The following is a 16,137-nucleotide window of genomic DNA, read 5'->3' as shown; positions in this document are numbered from 1 at the left end:
AACCGCCTGGGGCCGGAGTGGAAGAATGAACATGAAAGTCGCACACAAGCTGGTCCTGGGATTCGGCATCGTCTGTGTCCTGACCGCATTGCTGGCGCTCTACCAGATGTCGCGCTTCTCCGACGCGCTGTCGGTGATCATGGCGGTGTCCAGCTACGACACCGAGGCCGCCGACATGGTGGTGCAGGTCGGCAACTATCAGGCGGAGCTGCGCAGCACCCGCGAATCGGCGCTGAACGCGGTGTCGGTCGCCAATGCCGAGGGGCGGGCCGCCGACATCCCGGCCATCATGGCGCCGATGCGCAGCCAATATGAACAGACCGGGCAGAAGCTGCGCGAGACGCTGGGCAAGCTGCGCTCGATGGTCGCCGAACGCTCGCAGAACAGCGTGACCGACAGCCGCCGCAAGGGCTGGGTGGAGCTGGACACCTCGGTGACCGAGATGAACCGCGCCATCGGCGCGGTGGGCGACGAGGCGCGGACCATCTACACCCTGCTGGAGCGCAATCAGGTCACCGAGGCGCTCCAGCACCGCCAGCAGGTGGACCAGTTGCGCAAGGTGATGGAGCAGCGCATCGACGCCGCCCAGACCGCCATCGATCATCTGACTGCCGCCGGCCGCGACGACATCCGGGCGATCTACAACTCCGCCATCCAGTCCTCGGTCATCGCGCTGGTGGCCGTCTTCCTGATCGCGGTCGGGGTGGCCTACACCATCGGCAGCTCCATCACCCGCCGGCTCGGCCGCGCCATCGACTTCGTCACCAAGGTCGGCCATGGCGACCTGACGCAGGAGATCATGATCGCCGGCAAGGACGAACTCGCCGTCCTCGGCCAGCATCTGAACGAAATGGCTGGCCGGCTGAAGTCGATGGCCCGCACCACGCGGGAGACGGCCGAGAGCGTCCACGCCGCCACCGCCCAGATTCGCGCCTCGACCCAGCAGCAGTCGGCCAGCGTCGCCGAACAGCTGGCGGCGGTGGAGCAGACCACGGCGACCCTGTCGGAGATCACCGAGTCCGGCGCCCAGATCAACCGCCGCGCCCAGGACGTTTCCCACGGCGCCCAGACGGTGGCGGCCTCCAGCCATTCCGGCATGAAGGCGGTGGACGACACCATCCAGGCGATGGACGCCATCCGCGAGCAGGCCGAGGCGGTGGCCGAGAACATCGTCATGCTGTCCGAGCGCACCCAAGCCATCGGCGAGATCATCGTGACGGTGAACGACATCGCCGAGCGCTGCCACCTGCTGGCGCTCAACGCCGCCATCGAGGCGGCGGCGGCCGGCGAGCATGGCCGCACCTTCTCCATCGTCGCCGGCGAGATCAAGAGCCTGGCCGACCAGTCGAAGGAGGCGACCTCCCAGGTCCGCTCCAACCTGTCGGAGATCCAGCACGGCATCAACGCCTCGGTGATGCTGACGGAGGAGGCGGTCAAGCGCGTCGCCGCCGGCAAGCGCCAGACCGACGCTACCCAGTCGACCATCCGCACCATGGCCGAGAACATCCAGGAGAGCGTGCTGGCCTTCCAGCAGATCGTCGCCGGCACCAACCAGCAGCAGATCGGCCTGGAGCAGGTGATCCAGGCGCTCCAGAACATCCGCGAGGCGAGCAGCCAGACGGCGGCCGGCACCCGCCAGCTGGAAGGCGCCGCCGCCAACCTGAACAACCTCGGCCAGGGTCTGGTCGAGGCGGTGCGGAACTATCAGGTGTGACGATGCACCGCCGAGGCCCCTGATGGACATCCGCCAGCGCCTGCTCGCCGCTTTCGACCTGGAGCACAAGGACCATCTCGCCGCGATCCGCAACGCGCTCCGCGATGCGGAGGCGACGGGCGATGCGCCGGATCTGGTCGACATCCACCGGCGCGCTCACAGCCTGAAGGGCGCCGCCCGTGCCGTCGATCTGCCGGAGGTGGAGGCGATCTCCCACCGGCTGGAGGCCGCCTTCATCGCCGTGCAGAAGGGCGAGATTCTGCTCGACCCCGCCAGCGTCGGCGTGGTGCGCCGGTCGCTCGACGCCATCGAGGATTTGGTCGCCTGGTCGCTCCAGGGCGGCGACGCGGTGGAGACCGCCGGGGTGCTGGCCGATCTCGACGCGCTGGCCGCCGGCGGCGGCGGCGGGCCGGTCCGGGCTCCGGCCGCAGCCCGCCCAGCCGCCCGCCGGCCGCCGGCCCAGCGCGACCGTGCCGCCGACGCCGACAGCGCCGCCCTGGTCCGCATCGCGGCGCAGGGGCTGGAGCGCCTGTCGGAAACCGCGTCCGCCCTTCTGCCGGAGGTTGAGGCCCAGGCCGGCCTTGGCGAACAGCTTCGCGTGATGCGTCGGGAGTGGCGGGCGCTCGACCGGGCATGGCGGCATCTGCGCGTTCAGATCGGCCGCGGCGTCCGCGCGGCAGACGCGGGGGCGGGGGCCGACGCGCTGCCCGACGCGCTGGAGGGGCGGGGCGCGCTGCCGGCATTGATGGCTTTCGAACGCCGCTTCCGCGCGCTCGGCGGCGCGCTCGACAGCGCGCACCGCAGCCACGACCGGCTGCTGTGGTCGATGCGGCGCTGGGGCGGCGGTCTCCAGCAGGACATGCGGCGGCTGCGCATGCTGCCGGCGGAAAACCAGCTGAGCGGCCTCGGGCGCATGGTCCGCGACATCAGCCGGGCCGAAGGCAAGGAGGTCGAGGTCGATGTCCGCGGGCTGGAGGTCGAGGCCGACCGCACCGTGCTGCAACGGCTGAAGGACCCGATCCTGCACATCGCCCGCAATGCCATCAGCCACGGCATCGAGACGCCGGCGGAGCGGCTGGCGCTGGGCAAGCGGCCGGCGGCGCGCGTCACCATCGCCGCCTCGGTGGAGGGGGCGCGCCTGCGCCTGCGCATCGAGGATGACGGTCGCGGGCTGGACCGCGCGGCGATCCTGCGCAAGGCGGCCGAGCGCGGCCTGATCGACGCCGCCGACCTGTCGGCCAGCGCGGAGATGCCGCAGGAGCGGCTGACCGAATTCCTGTTCCATCCCGGCTTCTCCACCGCCGCCCAGACCACCGAGCTGGCCGGGCGCGGCATGGGGCTCGCCATCGCGCGGCGCGAGGTGGAGCGGCTGCAGGGCAACCTGACCATCGCCGACCGCGCGGACGGCGGCACCGCGGTCACCATCGAGGTGCCGCTCAGCCTGCTGAGCCAGCGTCTCGTCTTCGTCCTGGTGCAGGACCAGACCATGGCGATCCCGTCCGCCGATGTCGTCCGCCTGCGCACCGCCAGCGCCCAGTCGCTGTTCTCCGGCACCGGCACGCCGATGACCCGCATCGGCGAGGAGGAAATCCCCGTCACCTCGCTGGCCGCCCTCTTGGGCATGGAGGCGCCGGTGGTGCCGTCGGCCGAGCGCGGGCTGTCGCTGGTCGTGGTGCGGGCGGGGGACCGGCGGCTGGCGCTGGCGGTCGACCGCTTCGTCGCCACCCGCGAGACGGTGGTGACGGCGGCGGAGGAGACCGGGCTGGACAGCGGCCGCTATCTCGGCACCGTGCTGATGGACGATGGCGGACCGGCGCTGGTGCTGAACATTCCGGGCCTGATGCCGCTGCCCGGCAGCACCCTGCCGGCCCCGGCCCGCCCGGCCGAAGAGGCGACCCCTGCCCGGGCGCATATCCTGGTCGTCGATGACAGCATCACCACCCGCACGCTGGAAAAGAGCATCCTCGAAGCCCATGGTTATCGGGTGACGCTGTGCGTGGACGGGCGCGAGGCCCTGGAGCGCCTGTCGGAAGGGATGGAGGTTGGCCTGATCATCAGCGACGTCGAGATGCCCCGGATGGACGGCTTCGCCCTGTTGCAGGCGGTGAAGGCGGACAAGCGGCTGGAAGAGATCCCGGTGATCCTGGTCACCTCGCGCGCCAGCGACGAGGACCGCGAGCGCGGCCTGCGGCTCGGCGCCGACGCCTACATCGTCAAGACGCGATTCGACCAGAACGAGCTTCTGGCCGGCATCCGGCGGCTGCTGTGAGCGGGCAGTCGAACGGCGGACCCCTCACCACCGGAACCCGTCGCATCCGCGTGCTGGTGGTCGAGGACAGCCCGGTCATCCAGCAGCTGCTGAGCCATGTCATCAGCGCCGACCCGCGGCTGGAGGTGGCGGGCATCGCGTCGAGCGGCGAGCAGGCGCTACGCATGATCGAACGCACGGCGCCCGACGTGGTGTCGCTCGACATCCGCCTGCCGGGCATCGACGGCTTCGAGGTGACCAGCCGCATCATGCGGCAGACCCCGCTGCCGATCGTGGTGGTGGCGTCGGACGTGCGCGACCTCGACATCCCGATGCGGGCGCTTCAGGCCGGCGCGCTGGCGGTGGTGGAGAAGCCGGGCAGCATGGCGCGCGCCGACTACCAGACGGTGGCGCACCATCTCTGCACCCAGCTGGTCATCATGAGCCAGGTGAAGGTGATCCGCCACCGCATCACCGCCCGCGGCGCCAAGGCGGCAACCGGAATGGCGGCCGAGGCGGCCCCGGACGGCAGATTGGCGGACGGCAGGTTGGCGGATGGCCGTTTGCCGGACGAGGCCGTAGCGGCCGACGGCCGGCTCCGGCGCTTCCGCGCGGTGGGGCTCGTCGCTTCCACCGGCGGGCCGGCGGCGCTGGCGAAGATCCTCCGCGATCTGCCGGCCGACTTCCCGCTGCCGGTCTTCGTGGTCCAGCATATGGGCGCGCCCTTCATGGCCGGCTTCGCCAACTGGCTCGGCACCGTCTCCGCCCTGCCGGTGCGGCTGGGGGAGGCCGGGCTGACCCCGCGGCCCGGCACGGTCTATGTCGCGCCGGGCGACCGGCACCTGCTGGTGGACGGCGCCACGCTGCGCCTGACCGCCGACCCGATGGTGTGCGGCCAGCGCCCGTCGGGCGAGGTGCTGTTCCAGTCGATGGCGCGCGCCTATGGCGCGTCCGGCATCGGCGTGTTGCTGACCGGAATGGGCGAGGACGGCGCGAGAGGGCTGGTGGACATGCGCACGGCCGGCGCCTACACCATAGCCGAACACGCCTCCACGGCGGTGATCCACAGCATGCCGGGCACCGCGGTGCGGCTGGGCGGCGCGGTGGAGGAACTGCCCCTCGACCGGGTGGCCGGACGGCTGCTGCAATTGACCTCAGACGATAAGATGGCGTCATGAACGGACCCCGCACCTTGGTTGTCATGGGTTCCCAGACGCAGGGGCTTCTGCTGAAGCTGCTGCTGGAGGAACGTGGCGTGGAGACCGTCTGCGTCGACGGCGTCGAGCCTGCCCTGGCGGAGATCGCCGGCACCCCGCGGGATCTGCTGATCGTCGAGGGCGAGCTTGCCGGCCCGACCGGCCTGGCCGAGCTGCGCGCCCGCAGCGACGCCGCCGTCATCGTGCTCGGCCGCGGGCAGGGGGAGAGCGACCCCTCCGACCCCAAGGCGGTGGTGGAGACCGCCTGCACGCTGATCGAGCGGCGCAGCGCCCCGCCGACGGCGCCGGAGATCTTCCGCCGCGCCCGCATCCTGATCGTCGACGACAGCGCGACCTACCGCGAATTCCTGCGCGCCGAGCTGGAGCAGGAGGGCTGCACCGTCACCGCCGCCCGCAACGCCGACGAGGCGGTGGCGGCGTTGTCCGGCGGCGCGCTGGACTGCGTCATCCTGGATCTCGTGATGCCGGGCACCAGCGGCACCCAGCTCTGCGAAAGATTCGACAGGTTCCGCCGCCAGCGCGGCCTGTTCTTCCAAATCGTCATCCTGACCAGCCAGGACGATGAGGAACAGCTGATGATCAGCCTGAACGCCGGAGCCGACGATTTCGTTGGAAAGGGGCAGACGATGGATGTCCTCAAGATCAGACTGATGGCGCTTCTTCGGCGCAAATACTTCGTCGAGGACCATCTTATCCGTTTGCCGCGTCCTGTACCTTCCGCATAGGAGGGGAGTAGGGCCATCGTTTGATTTCGAAAGCCGGCTTGTCCGTTTATTCTCTGCGGGCTTTACGAAACTGTCCGACGGTCCGACAGGTGCCCATGGCGATCAGCCTCCAGCCCATCCAAGAGCATCCGATCTCCAGAGACACCGACGCAAGAGACACCGACGCGATGCACCGATCTTCGGCCACCCCCACGTCCCCGACCGATCTTCGGTATCGCGAGTGCCTTGAGAATGCCCGGCGCGTCTGCGCGGCCGGGACGGTTCCGACCATGCTGGTAATCGGCGGGCCGGAGATGGCCGCCGTCCGCTGCAACGAGTCCCTGGCCACCCTGCTGAACCGTCCGCGCGCTGCCGCCCGTGACGAAAGCGGGCCGAGCCTGCTGCCGGGCGGCTGGACCGCGGTGGCTGAAGCGCTGCGCCCGCTCTACCGCGAGGGAACCGCCGACAGCCCGGCCTCTCCCCCCGACAGCGTCCGGCTGACCCTGCCCAGCGACCCGCCGATCGGCCTGCGCGCGACGCCGCTGCTGGTCGACGGCCGGGTGGTCGGGGTGCTGGCGACGGCGACCTTGGACGGCGCCATCGCCCAGATGGCCGAGACCATGCGGGCGGAGGTGGCGCGCACCACCGCGGCGCGCTCCCGCTTCCTGGCCTCGGCCAGCCACGACCTGCGCCAGCCCTTCCAGGCGATGCGGCTGTTCCTCGACGCCCTGACCAACCAGGTGGAGGGCAACGCCCGGGCGTCGCGCACCGCCGGCATGCTGGCCAACGCGATGACGGCCGGCGAGCAGCTGCTGAACGCCCTGCTCGACATCTCCACGCTGGATGCCGGCACGGTGGAGGCCGACATGCAGGCCGTGCCGCTCGACGCGCTGCTGCACTCGCTGGCCGACGAATTCCGCCCGCAGGCCGAGGAGAAGGGTCTGCGCCTGCGCGTCCATCTGCCCTGCCGGGCGGTGACCCGCAGCGACCCGGTCCTGCTCGGCCGCATCGTCCGCAACCTGCTGGCCAACGCCATCCGCTACACCCAGCGCGGCGGCATCCTGCTGGGCCTGCGCAAGCGCGACGGCCGCTGGCGCATCGAGGTGTGGGACACCGGCTTCGGCATTCCCCAGGACAAGCTGGACGTCATCTTCGACGAGTTCCACCAGCTGACCAACCCGGCGCGCGACCCCACCCGCGGCCTCGGCCTCGGCCTCGCCATCGTCCGCCGCCTGTCGGTTCTGCTGAGCGCCCCCATCGACGTGCAGTCGCGCTCCGGCCGCGGCTCGGTCTTCGCCGCTACCGTCGAGCGGCTGGCGGCGGAGGAGGCGCCCGTCGAAGCCCCGGCGGCGGTAACCTCGTCCGACCAGGGCGCCGCCGCCGTGCCGCTGGACGGCATGCGCATCTTGGTGGTGGACGACGACAGCATGGTGCTGTCCGGCCTGCTGCTGACCCTGGAAAGCTGGGGCTGCGCCTTCGTCTCGGCGTCCAACATGCGCGAGGTGTTCGCCGCGGTCGACGGGCTGGAGGGTCCGCCCGACGCCATCCTGACCGACCTGCGCCTGCCGGGAAAGGTGTCCGGCTTCGACGTGATCGACCGCGTCCGCAAGCTGTTCAAGACCGACATCCCGGCGGTGGTGCTGACCGGAGAGACCGCGCCCGAATCCCTGCTGGAAGGCCAGCGCCGCGGCTGCGCCTTCCTGCACAAGCCGCTGCACCCCGGCGACCTGCGCCGCGTGCTGGAAGAGGTGCGGCGGGACGGAACGGCGGGATTGGCGCGTTAGTCCCCTCTCCCCCGCTCTCACGCAAACTTCGTTTGCGCTGACGCGGCAGGCGGACCATAGGTCCGCCGAAAGCGGGGAGAGGGTTAGGGTGAGGGGGAAACGCGGCGGCTCTTAGCCGAGAATCCACCTTGTGCACCCCCCTCACCCCGACCCTCTCCCCGGGGGGGAGAGGGGGCATCTCCGATCACCCTCGGCTGGTTCATATCAACTGAATAGACGACAACCCCTTCGCGGTCGGCGATGTGGGAAAGCGAGCCGGCCACGCCGCGCTTGCGTTCGAAGACCGAAGCACGGCAGGCGACGATGTCGACCGCCCGGTGATAGGTCTTGCGGGCTTCGTACTTGCTGCGCCAGGAAAGCCGTTCCGGCGGCGTATCGTTCTCGACGATCACGAACAGGTCATAATCGCTGTCGTCGCCGGCATCGCCCCTTGCCTGCGACCCGAACAGGATCACTTTCCGCGGTTGGAAATGGGCAATCACCGGACGCAACAGTTCGTCCGGCACTTCCGGTGCGCGAAGTTGGTCGTGTCCCCCGGCGCCCGCCATATCGTCTCCTCTGTAGCGGGTCCAGTCTAGCAGGCCAGTCACGTCCCCCTCAATCCCGCCCTCGTCAATCCCTGGGCGGGCTTTGCAGGTACAGCACCAGCAGCCGCACCAGGCTTTCCAGCGCGTTGGCATGGATGCGCTCGTAGCCGTGCGAGGCGTCGATGCCGAAGCAGACCAGCGCCGTGCGGATGTCGTTGCCGGCCTCGATGGCTGACGCGCTGTCGCAGCGGTAATAGCGGAAGACGTCGCGCTGGTGCGGGATGTTCTGCGCCTGGCACAGCGCGATCAGCGAATGGGTCAGCGCCATGTCGAAGGGGCCGGTGCTGTCGGCCATGGCGATGGTGACGCCGTACTCGCTGCTGTTCTGGCCGGGGGCGGTAGTGCCGTTGTCGATGGTTACCATCTCGGCCACGTCCTGATGCAGGATGGACGAGGCGCCGGATCCGACCTCCTCGGAGATCGTGAACAGCAAGTGGCAGTCCACCGGCAGGGCGGCCCCGGCATCGACCACCGCCTTGGCCGCGCCCAGCATCACCGCCACCCCCGCCTTGTCGTCGAGATGGCGCGAGACGATGTAGCCGTTCTCCAGGAATTCCGGCTGCGGGTCGATCGACACGATGTCGCCGATGTTGAAGCCGCGCTCCTCCAGATCGCGCCGGTTGGCGACCGGGGCGTCGACGCGCAGTTCCACCTGCTGCCAGATGACCGGCTGGCTGTCGACCTCCTTGTTGAAGGTGTGGCCCGACGCCTTCAGCGGCAGGATGGTGCCGCGCCAGGGGCCGCGGTCGGTCAGCACGGTGCAGCGCGCCCCTTCGGCGAAGCGCGACGACCAGTGGCCGATGGGCACCAGCTCCATCCGGCCATTGTCCTTCAGCATCTTCACCTGGGCGCCCAGCGTGTCGACATGGGCGACCAGCGCCCGGTCGGGGGTGGAGCGCACACCCTTCAGGTCGGCCCGGATGGCGCCGCGCCGCGTCAGCTCATAGGGGATGCCCATCCGCTCCAGCTCGGCGCAGCACAGCCGCACCACGTCGGCCGTGTAGCCGGTCGGGCTCGGCGTCGTCAGCAGCCGGTACAGGATGTCGGTGACATACCCCATGTCGATGGGCAGCGGCACGGCCATGGTCGGATGGTCCTCCTCAGGATGGTGGCGCGGCGGGCGCCGGCCTCACAGAACCCCCCGCGTCTGCGGGAACAGCAGATCGACGAAGCGTTCCGCCGTCGGCTGGGGTTCGTGGTTGGCGAGGCCCGGACGCTCGTTCGCCTCGATGAAGACATGGCCCGGCCGGTCCGGCGCCTCGACCAGCAGGTCGAATCCCACCACCGGGATGTCCAGCGCACGGGCGGCGACCGTCGCCACCTCCACCAGTTCCGGGTGCAGGCTGTCGGTCACGTCGTGGATGGTCCCGCCGGTGTGCAGGTTCGCCGTCTTGCGCACCGGCAGCACCTCGCCCGCCGCCAGCACATCGTCCAAACTCTTCCCGGCGGCGGCGAGGCAGCGGTCGGTCTCGGCGTCCAGCGGGATGTGGCTTTCCCCGCCGGTGGCGGCGGCGCGGCGGCGGCTCTGCGCCTCGATCAGCTCGCGCACCGTGTGGCTGCCGTCGCCGGTGACCTCGGCCGGGCGGCGCACCGCGGCGGCCACCACCTTCTTGTCGATGACGATGATCCGCAGATCCTGCCCTTCATAAAACTGCTCCAGCAGCACCGTGTCGCAATGCTGGCGGGCCGACGCGATGGCGCGCTCCATCGTCTCGGCATCGCGCACGTCCACCGTGATGCCACGGCCCTGCTCGCCGCGCGCCGGCTTGATTACAATGCGGCCATGGGTCGCCAGGAAGGCGGCATTCTGCTCCGGCTCGCCCGCCACCGCCTGGGCCGGGACCTTCAGGCTGGCCCGCTCCAGAACGCGCCGCGTGACCGCCTTGTCGTCGCAGCGGCTCATGGCGACGGCGCTGGTCAGCTCGCTCAGCGATTCCCGGCACACCACGCTGCGCCCGCCCCAGGTCAGGCAGAAATAGCCGGCCTCGGCATCCAGCACATCGACGCCGATGCCGCGCCGCCGCGCCTCGTTGACGATGATGGTGGCATAGGGGTTCAACTGCTCGCCGGGCTGCGGGCCGGTGAACAGCCGCTCGTTGATCGGGTTCTTGGTCTTCAGCGCGAAGGCCGGAATCCGGCGGAAATTCAGCTTCTCATAGAGCGCGATGGCGTTCTCGTTGTCGTGCAGCACCGACAGATCGAGGAAGGCGCGGCCGCGCGCCTGCACATGCTCCGCCACCGTGCGGACCAGCGTCTCGCCGATCCCCGGAAAGGAGGCCTGCGGATCGACCGCCAGGCACCAGAGCGAGCTGCCGTTTTCCGGGTCGCCATAGGCATGGGCATGGTCCACCGCCGTCACCGAGCCGATGATCTCGCCGGTGGCGTCGTCGGTGGCGACGAAATGGGTCAGCACCCGGCTGTTGCGCGACGCCACCAGGAAGGAGGAGGAGACCGGCACCATCCGCCGCCGGGCATAGATGCGCTGCACCCCCTCGGCATCCTCGCGCGTGCGCAGCCGGCGGACGCTGTAGCCCTTCGGCCGCCGCCGCGACGGCCGGTAATCGGTCAGCCACAGGCGGAAGGTGTGGGACGGGTCGAGAAACAGCTCCTGCGGCGCGCGCGACAGGGCGACATGCGGGTCCTGCAGATAGAAGACGATGTCGCGGGTGCCCGGCGCCTCCTGCCGCAGAGTGTCGATCATGCGGTCGAGATCGTCGAAGGTGTGGGCGAAGATCAGCCGTCCCCAGCCGCAATCCACCGTCACGTCTGTCACTATGGCGGCGCGCGGCGCGTCGGCCCCGGTCTCTCCCGCCGGCGGCCGGCCGGTGTAGCGGCGGGTGTGGCGCAGGGTGGCGCTGGCGGCGCGTTCCAGCCGGTGCGGTTTCACGCGGGCGTAGCTCATGGGATCCCCCTGGTCGTCGGATGCGGCTCCGCGCATTGGCAACATCCGGGGATGCGGATCGGTCCCCCCTTCAGGGGCCTGCGCCCGGATGCCCCGGCGGAGCGTCTGTCGTTTTGAGTCGCCTGCTTACAGGCCCTGTTCCTGGAACCAGAATTCCAGCAGGGCGACCTGCCACAGCTTCGATCCCCTGAGCGGCGTGATGTGGCGTTCCGGATCGGCCAGCAGCCGGTCGAGATAGTCGCGGCGGAACAGCCCGCGCTCGCGCGCCGACGGGGCGTTCAGCACGTCGCGCACCCGCTCCAGGAACGGACCGCGCAGGTATTTCAGCGCCGGCACCGGGAAATAGCCTTTCGGCCGGTCGATCACCGCCGCCGGCACCACCCGCCGCGCCGCCTCCTTCAGCACATACTTGCCGCCCTCCGGCAGCTTCATCTCCGCCGGGATGCGGGCGGCCAACTCCACCAGCTCATGGTCGAGGAAGGGCACGCGCGCTTCCAGCCCGGCGGCCATCGTCATGTTGTCGACGCGCTTCACCGGGTCGTCGACCAGCATCACCGTGGTGTCGAGCCGCAGCGCCTTGTCCACCGGCCGCTCGGCGCCCGGCATGGCGAAGCGCTGCTCCAGCCAGCGGCGGGAATGATCCTCGCCGATGAACCGCGGGTCGAGCGCCTCGGCCATCTCCGCATGGTCGCGGTCGAAGAAGACGCGGGCGTAATCGCCGACGGCATCACGGCTTTCCAGCAGCGGCGGATACCAGTGATAGCCGCCGAACACCTCGTCGGCGCCCTGGCCCGACTGCACCACCTTCACCTGCTTCGCCACCTCCTGCGACAGCAGGAAGAAGCCAATGTTGTCGTGGCTGACCATCGGCTCCGACATCGCGCGGACGCAGTCGGTCAGTTCCGGCAGAGCGCGGGCGCTGTCGACGAACAGGCGGTGGTGGTCGGTGCCGAAATGCTTGGCGACGATGTCGGAATACTGGAACTCGTCGCCGCGCTCGTCGCCCACCGTCTCGAAACCGATGGAGAAGGTCTTCAGCCCGCTCTGCCCGTTCTCGGCCAGCAGGGCGGTGATCAGCGAGCTGTCGAGCCCGCCCGACAGCAGCACGCCGACCGGCACGTCGGCGACCAGCCGGCGGCGCACCGCGCGGGTCAGCGTCTCCAGCACCAGCTCGCGCCACTCGGCGAAGTCGCGGCCCTCGTCGCCGGCCTGCGGACCGAAGGTCAGCGACCAGTATGTGTGCTCACGCCGCGTGCCGTCCGGCTCCACCACCAGCACTGTCGCGGGCGGCAGCTTCCGCACGCCCTTCAGGATGGTGTAGGGCGCCGGGACGACGGCGTGGAAGCTCATGTAATGGTGCAGCGCCACCGGATCGACGTCGGTGTCGATGCCCCCGGACGCCACCAGCGCCGGCAGGGAGGAGGCGAAGCGCAAGCCCCCCGGAATGTCCGCCAGATACAGCGGCTTGATGCCCAGCCGGTCGCGGCCCAGCACCACCCGGCCGCTGTCGCGCTCGTGGATGGCGAAGGCGAACATGCCGTTCATGCGCTTGACGAAATCCGGCCCCCAGGCGTGATAGGCCTTGATCAGCACCTCGGTGTCGCCGTCGGAGAAGAAGCTGTAGCCGAGACTGGCCAGCTCCTCGCGCAGCTCCCGGTGGTTGTAGATGCAGCCGTTGAAGACGATGGCGAGGCCGAGAGCGGAATCGACCATCGGCTGCTGCGATGCCTCGCTGAGGTCGATGATCTTCAGACGGCGATGGCCGAAGGCGACGCGCCCATGGGCGAACAGGCCATGGCCGTCCGGCCCGCGCGGCGCAAGATTGTCGCACATGGCCTGGACGGCGGCCGTGCTCGCCGCCTCGCCGGATTTGAAACGAATCTCGCCACTCACTCCGCACATCGGCTGTCGAGCCTCCTCGTTGGTTCAGGACGAAGGGGCGCCAGACCCGTGAAAAAGGGCCGAACTGCACCACCGCTACCCGCGTGGAACAACGGCTGGCAGGGCTCTAGGTTCCCTTGCGGCGGGCGGTCTACAGCCCGAAGAAGCCGCGCAGCCGGGTCAGCAGGGCCTGCGATTCCACCGGCGGCGGCGGTGCGGCGCCCTGCTGGCGGTTGGTTTCGGCGGCGTTGCGGCTCTGGCGCTCGGCCATCAGCTCGGCCAGCCGTTCGGCCAGTTCCGGCCGGCGGCGCAGCACCGGGTCCAGGTGGTTCCGCGCCAGCTCGAACACCACGGAATCGGTGCAGGCGACCACCGAGGCGCTGCGCGGCTGGCCGGTCAGCAGCGACATCTCGCCGAACAGGTCGCCCGGCCGCAGCCGCGTCAGATGCAGCATCCCCGGCCGCTGCCCGTCCAACGTGTCGGCGGCGAAAACGGGGACAGGGGGGGCAGGGGCGGCGACCTGCACGTCGAACACGCCTTCGGCGATGACGAACAGCGATTCTCCGGCATCGCCCTGGCGGACGGCGGGCGCCCCGGCCGGCACATGGATCTGCCGCATCGCCAGGGCCAGCGCGTCGACCTCGTCGTCGTCGAAGGCGTCGAACAGCTCGGTCTGGCGCAGCAGGCCGCGGCGCAGGGTGTCGGTGTCGGGCAAGGCAGGCTGGCGCCGGCGGATCTCTTGCTTGGGCCGGGCCGGCTCGATCCCGGCTCGGGCGAGGTTGCCCACCACCGCGGCCAGCACGGAATCGCGCACCAGCGCCACCCGCCCGAAATCGTCCAGCCAGTAGCGCGCCAGATAGGAGATGCCGTTGGGCGTCACCGCCTCCACCACCACGTCGGGTCGCGGGGTAGTCAGCACGCCGTCGGCACACAGCATGGCCGACAGCAGGATGCGCTTGGCGCGCTCCACCGGCACCTCCTGGTCCAGCAGGATGGGGACGGTGGTGCGGAAGGCCGGGCTGGGGCGGCTGTAATTGACGAAGCGGCTGCCGGCGACGATGCCGTTCGGCACGACGATGGCGGTGCCGTCGCCGGCGATCAGCCGGGTGGCGCGCCAGTTGATCTCGTCGACCCGCCCCGACACGCCGGGCGACAGCTCTAGCCAGTCGCCGATGCGGTAGGGGTGTTCGATGTTCAGCGCGATGCCGGCGAAGATGTCGGCGATCATGTTGCGCAGCGCGAAGCCCAGCACGGCGATGGCGACGCCGGAGGTCGCCAGCAGGCCGGTCACCGGCTGCTCGAACACGAAGGCCAGGATCGCCACCACGGCGACGCCATAGACGAAGAAGCGCATCAAATCGGCGAGCAGCCGCGGGATGCGCGGCGGCCGCGGCGCGCCGTCGGGGCCGATCCCGCCGTTGCCGGCCGCCAGCAGATCGATCAGCCGCGCCCCACCCCAGGCGGCGACCAGCCAGGAGGCCGACGCGACGGCGATGTCGAACCCGCTGCTGAGATCCGGGCCGACGAGCGGCTCCAGATGGCGGTGCAGCCATGGCTTCGCGGCGACCAGAGCCGTCAGAAGGGCCAGGACCAGGGCAGGGGCGGACAGACGCCGCAGGGCGCTCATCGACGGGGTTCTCCTCGGCGGCTGGCCATGGGGGCCAGGCGAGGGCGACGATGGCACGAGCAGCCGCCGTCCCGTCAAGGGATCAATTCAAACCATCCAGCCCGATCAGGGGCTTGATCTTTCACATCTTCACCAGTTGCCTCGTCGCCTGCGGATAGCCCATGACGAAGCCACGGATCACCGGGTCGGTGCCCGCCACCGTGCCGGCGAAGACATAGGCCCGGCACAGCACGGCCAGCGCGGTTTCGGCATCGCCGCTCCTGTGCCGGAAGGCCGCGCCGTCGCGCAGCTCGGCGAACTCGCCCTGCCAGAAGGCCGGGTCGTCCAGCGGGCCGAAATTCATCGCCCAGAAGCCGAAGGCCCGTCCCGGCCGCTCCCACCGGCCCAGCACCGCCATGTTGCAGTGCCGCTCGTCATGCGAAATGCGGTCGAACAAACCGTTCACGGCGTCCGGCTCGCCTTCCAAGACTTGAAGAAAGGTTCCCTCATGCTCCACAAGGAAACCGGTCAGGCCCAGACGACGATTCTTTGCGGAGCTTCGCACACAAATGTCCGCCAATGCCGAAAAAGGCAGCAAAGGCACCGCATCGCTTCGATAGAGCAAAGTCAACATCGGCCTCCTCCCGCTTTTATTCTGCCGATTCTTATAAGGATGGTGAGGCCAAAGCCGGCGAGAGATAACCCTTTCTTTCGTAGAATCGGTGACGCACCCGGCGGATATAGTCCGAACCGGATGGACGTTAACGGCAGGTGCGGAAGGCGCCCATGTCGAGGTGGAAATGGTTGCGGTGCGCCTCGTTGTAGTCGGGCCCCAGCACCACGTCGAAGAAGCGGCAGGCGCCGTCGCGCAGGTCGCGCAGGAAGGCCGCCTTGCGCCCGTCCGCCTTCTGCTCCCAGTCGGTCAGCACGCCGATCCGCGTCCCGTCGGCCAGCACGAAGGCGGCGAGGTCGATGGCATTGGCGGTCGCATGCTCGCTGCGCCGCCCCTCCGCCCGGCCATAGACGTTGCGGCAGGCATAGGTGCCGAGATGCTCGACCCGCGCCACCCTCTGCCCGAAATGCCGCTGCGCCGCCGGCTGGAGGACGTTCGCCTCGAACAGGGTCCAGGCGGCGGCCAGCCCGCAGGTGGCGATGAAGCCGCTGCTGAAGGCCAGCCCCGGCGCGGAGAGGTCCGACCGCGACACCCGCACCACGCCGCTGAGCGCACAACTCTGGTCCGACGGGCGGTCGGGCAGGGCGGTGAAGCGCAGGCCCGTTTCGCCCAGCGCCGCCCGGCACTGCTCCGGCTCGCCGGTCAGCCGCGCCAGCTTGAAGCCGGTCAGCCAGTCCGGCTCCGCCCGCAGATCGAGCCGTGCCCACGGGTCGTAGCGGGACGGCACCGCGATCAGCCCGGCCCACACCCCGGCCGCCGCCCCGCCCAGCGCCAGCAGGACCAGCAGCGCCAGCCACCCCAGCAACCGCGCCATCGCGCGG

12 protein-coding genes are annotated in these 16,137 nt (G+C 70.0%); 5 read left to right on the top strand and 7 right to left on the bottom strand.

Annotated features, from left to right (window positions below; translation table 11 throughout):
* Nucleotides 1–31: 31 nt before the first annotated feature.
* The 5 genes from ABNQ39_RS20060 (at nucleotide 32) to ABNQ39_RS20040 (ending at nucleotide 7,667) form a co-directional block, all read left to right on the top strand.
* On the top strand, nucleotides 32–1,714 hold the full coding sequence (locus ABNQ39_RS20060; protein ID WP_376960005.1) for a methyl-accepting chemotaxis protein: 1,683 nt from the start codon (nucleotides 32–34) through the stop codon (nucleotides 1,712–1,714).
* 22 nt (nucleotides 1,715–1,736) lie between these two features.
* Nucleotides 1,737–3,983, top strand: a complete 2,247-nt coding sequence (locus ABNQ39_RS20055) for a hybrid sensor histidine kinase/response regulator (RefSeq protein WP_376960004.1) — start codon at nucleotides 1,737–1,739, stop codon at nucleotides 3,981–3,983.
* A complete protein-coding gene (gene cheB, locus ABNQ39_RS20050) occupies nucleotides 3,980–5,140 on the top strand; it encodes a chemotaxis-specific protein-glutamate methyltransferase CheB (RefSeq protein WP_376960003.1) in 1,161 nt (386 codons plus the stop codon). The genes ABNQ39_RS20055 and cheB overlap by 4 nt, the downstream gene beginning before the upstream one ends.
* Before the next feature lie 23 nt (nucleotides 5,141–5,163).
* Complete coding sequence (locus ABNQ39_RS20045) at nucleotides 5,164–5,904, top strand: response regulator (RefSeq protein WP_376960002.1); 741 nt, start codon at nucleotides 5,164–5,166, stop codon at nucleotides 5,902–5,904.
* 269 nt (nucleotides 5,905–6,173) lie between these two features.
* On the top strand, nucleotides 6,174–7,667 hold the full coding sequence (locus ABNQ39_RS20040; RefSeq protein ID WP_376960001.1) for an ATP-binding response regulator: 1,494 nt from the start codon (nucleotides 6,174–6,176) through the stop codon (nucleotides 7,665–7,667).
* 83 nt (nucleotides 7,668–7,750) lie between these two features.
* Here ABNQ39_RS20040 and ABNQ39_RS20035 read toward each other — a convergent pair whose 3' ends face one another.
* From ABNQ39_RS20035 to ABNQ39_RS20005, 7 genes are all read right to left on the bottom strand, one after another.
* Nucleotides 7,751–8,215, bottom strand: coding sequence for a nucleotidyltransferase family protein (locus ABNQ39_RS20035; protein WP_376960000.1), 465 nt, complete (start codon nucleotides 8,213–8,215; stop codon nucleotides 7,751–7,753).
* 64 nt (nucleotides 8,216–8,279) lie between these two features.
* Entirely contained in the window at nucleotides 8,280–9,338 is a 1,059-nt protein-coding gene (locus ABNQ39_RS20030) for an osmoprotectant NAGGN system M42 family peptidase (protein WP_376959999.1), read from the bottom strand.
* A gap of 45 nt (nucleotides 9,339–9,383) precedes the next feature.
* Nucleotides 9,384–11,156 (bottom strand): N-acetylglutaminylglutamine synthetase, encoded by a 1,773-nt coding sequence (gene ngg, locus ABNQ39_RS20025; RefSeq protein WP_376959998.1) that lies wholly within the window; start codon nucleotides 11,154–11,156, stop codon nucleotides 9,384–9,386.
* Nucleotides 11,157–11,282: 126 nt separating this feature from the next.
* The gene (locus ABNQ39_RS20020; protein WP_376959997.1) at nucleotides 11,283–13,058 is read right to left on the bottom strand and encodes an N-acetylglutaminylglutamine amidotransferase; all 1,776 of its coding nucleotides are present in this window, start codon (nucleotides 13,056–13,058) and stop codon (nucleotides 11,283–11,285) included.
* Nucleotides 13,059–13,188: 130 nt separating this feature from the next.
* Nucleotides 13,189–14,664, bottom strand: a complete 1,476-nt coding sequence (locus tag ABNQ39_RS20015; RefSeq protein WP_376959996.1) for a mechanosensitive ion channel family protein — start codon at nucleotides 14,662–14,664, stop codon at nucleotides 13,189–13,191.
* 121 nt (nucleotides 14,665–14,785) lie between these two features.
* Nucleotides 14,786–15,277, bottom strand: coding sequence for a BLUF domain-containing protein (locus ABNQ39_RS20010; RefSeq protein WP_376959995.1), 492 nt, complete (start codon nucleotides 15,275–15,277; stop codon nucleotides 14,786–14,788).
* Nucleotides 15,278–15,404: 127 nt separating this feature from the next.
* On the bottom strand, nucleotides 15,405–16,130 hold the full coding sequence (locus tag ABNQ39_RS20005; protein ID WP_376959994.1) for an extensin-like domain-containing protein: 726 nt from the start codon (nucleotides 16,128–16,130) through the stop codon (nucleotides 15,405–15,407).
* Nucleotides 16,131–16,137 lie beyond the last annotated feature (7 nt).

Origin of the sequence: Azospirillum sp. A26 (assembly GCF_042604635.1) — a bacterium.
GTDB lineage: Bacteria > Pseudomonadota > Alphaproteobacteria > Azospirillales > Azospirillaceae > Azospirillum > Azospirillum palustre.
The sequence above is the reverse complement of the archived record's forward strand: the minus strand, read 5'-3'. Positions and strand labels throughout refer to the sequence as shown.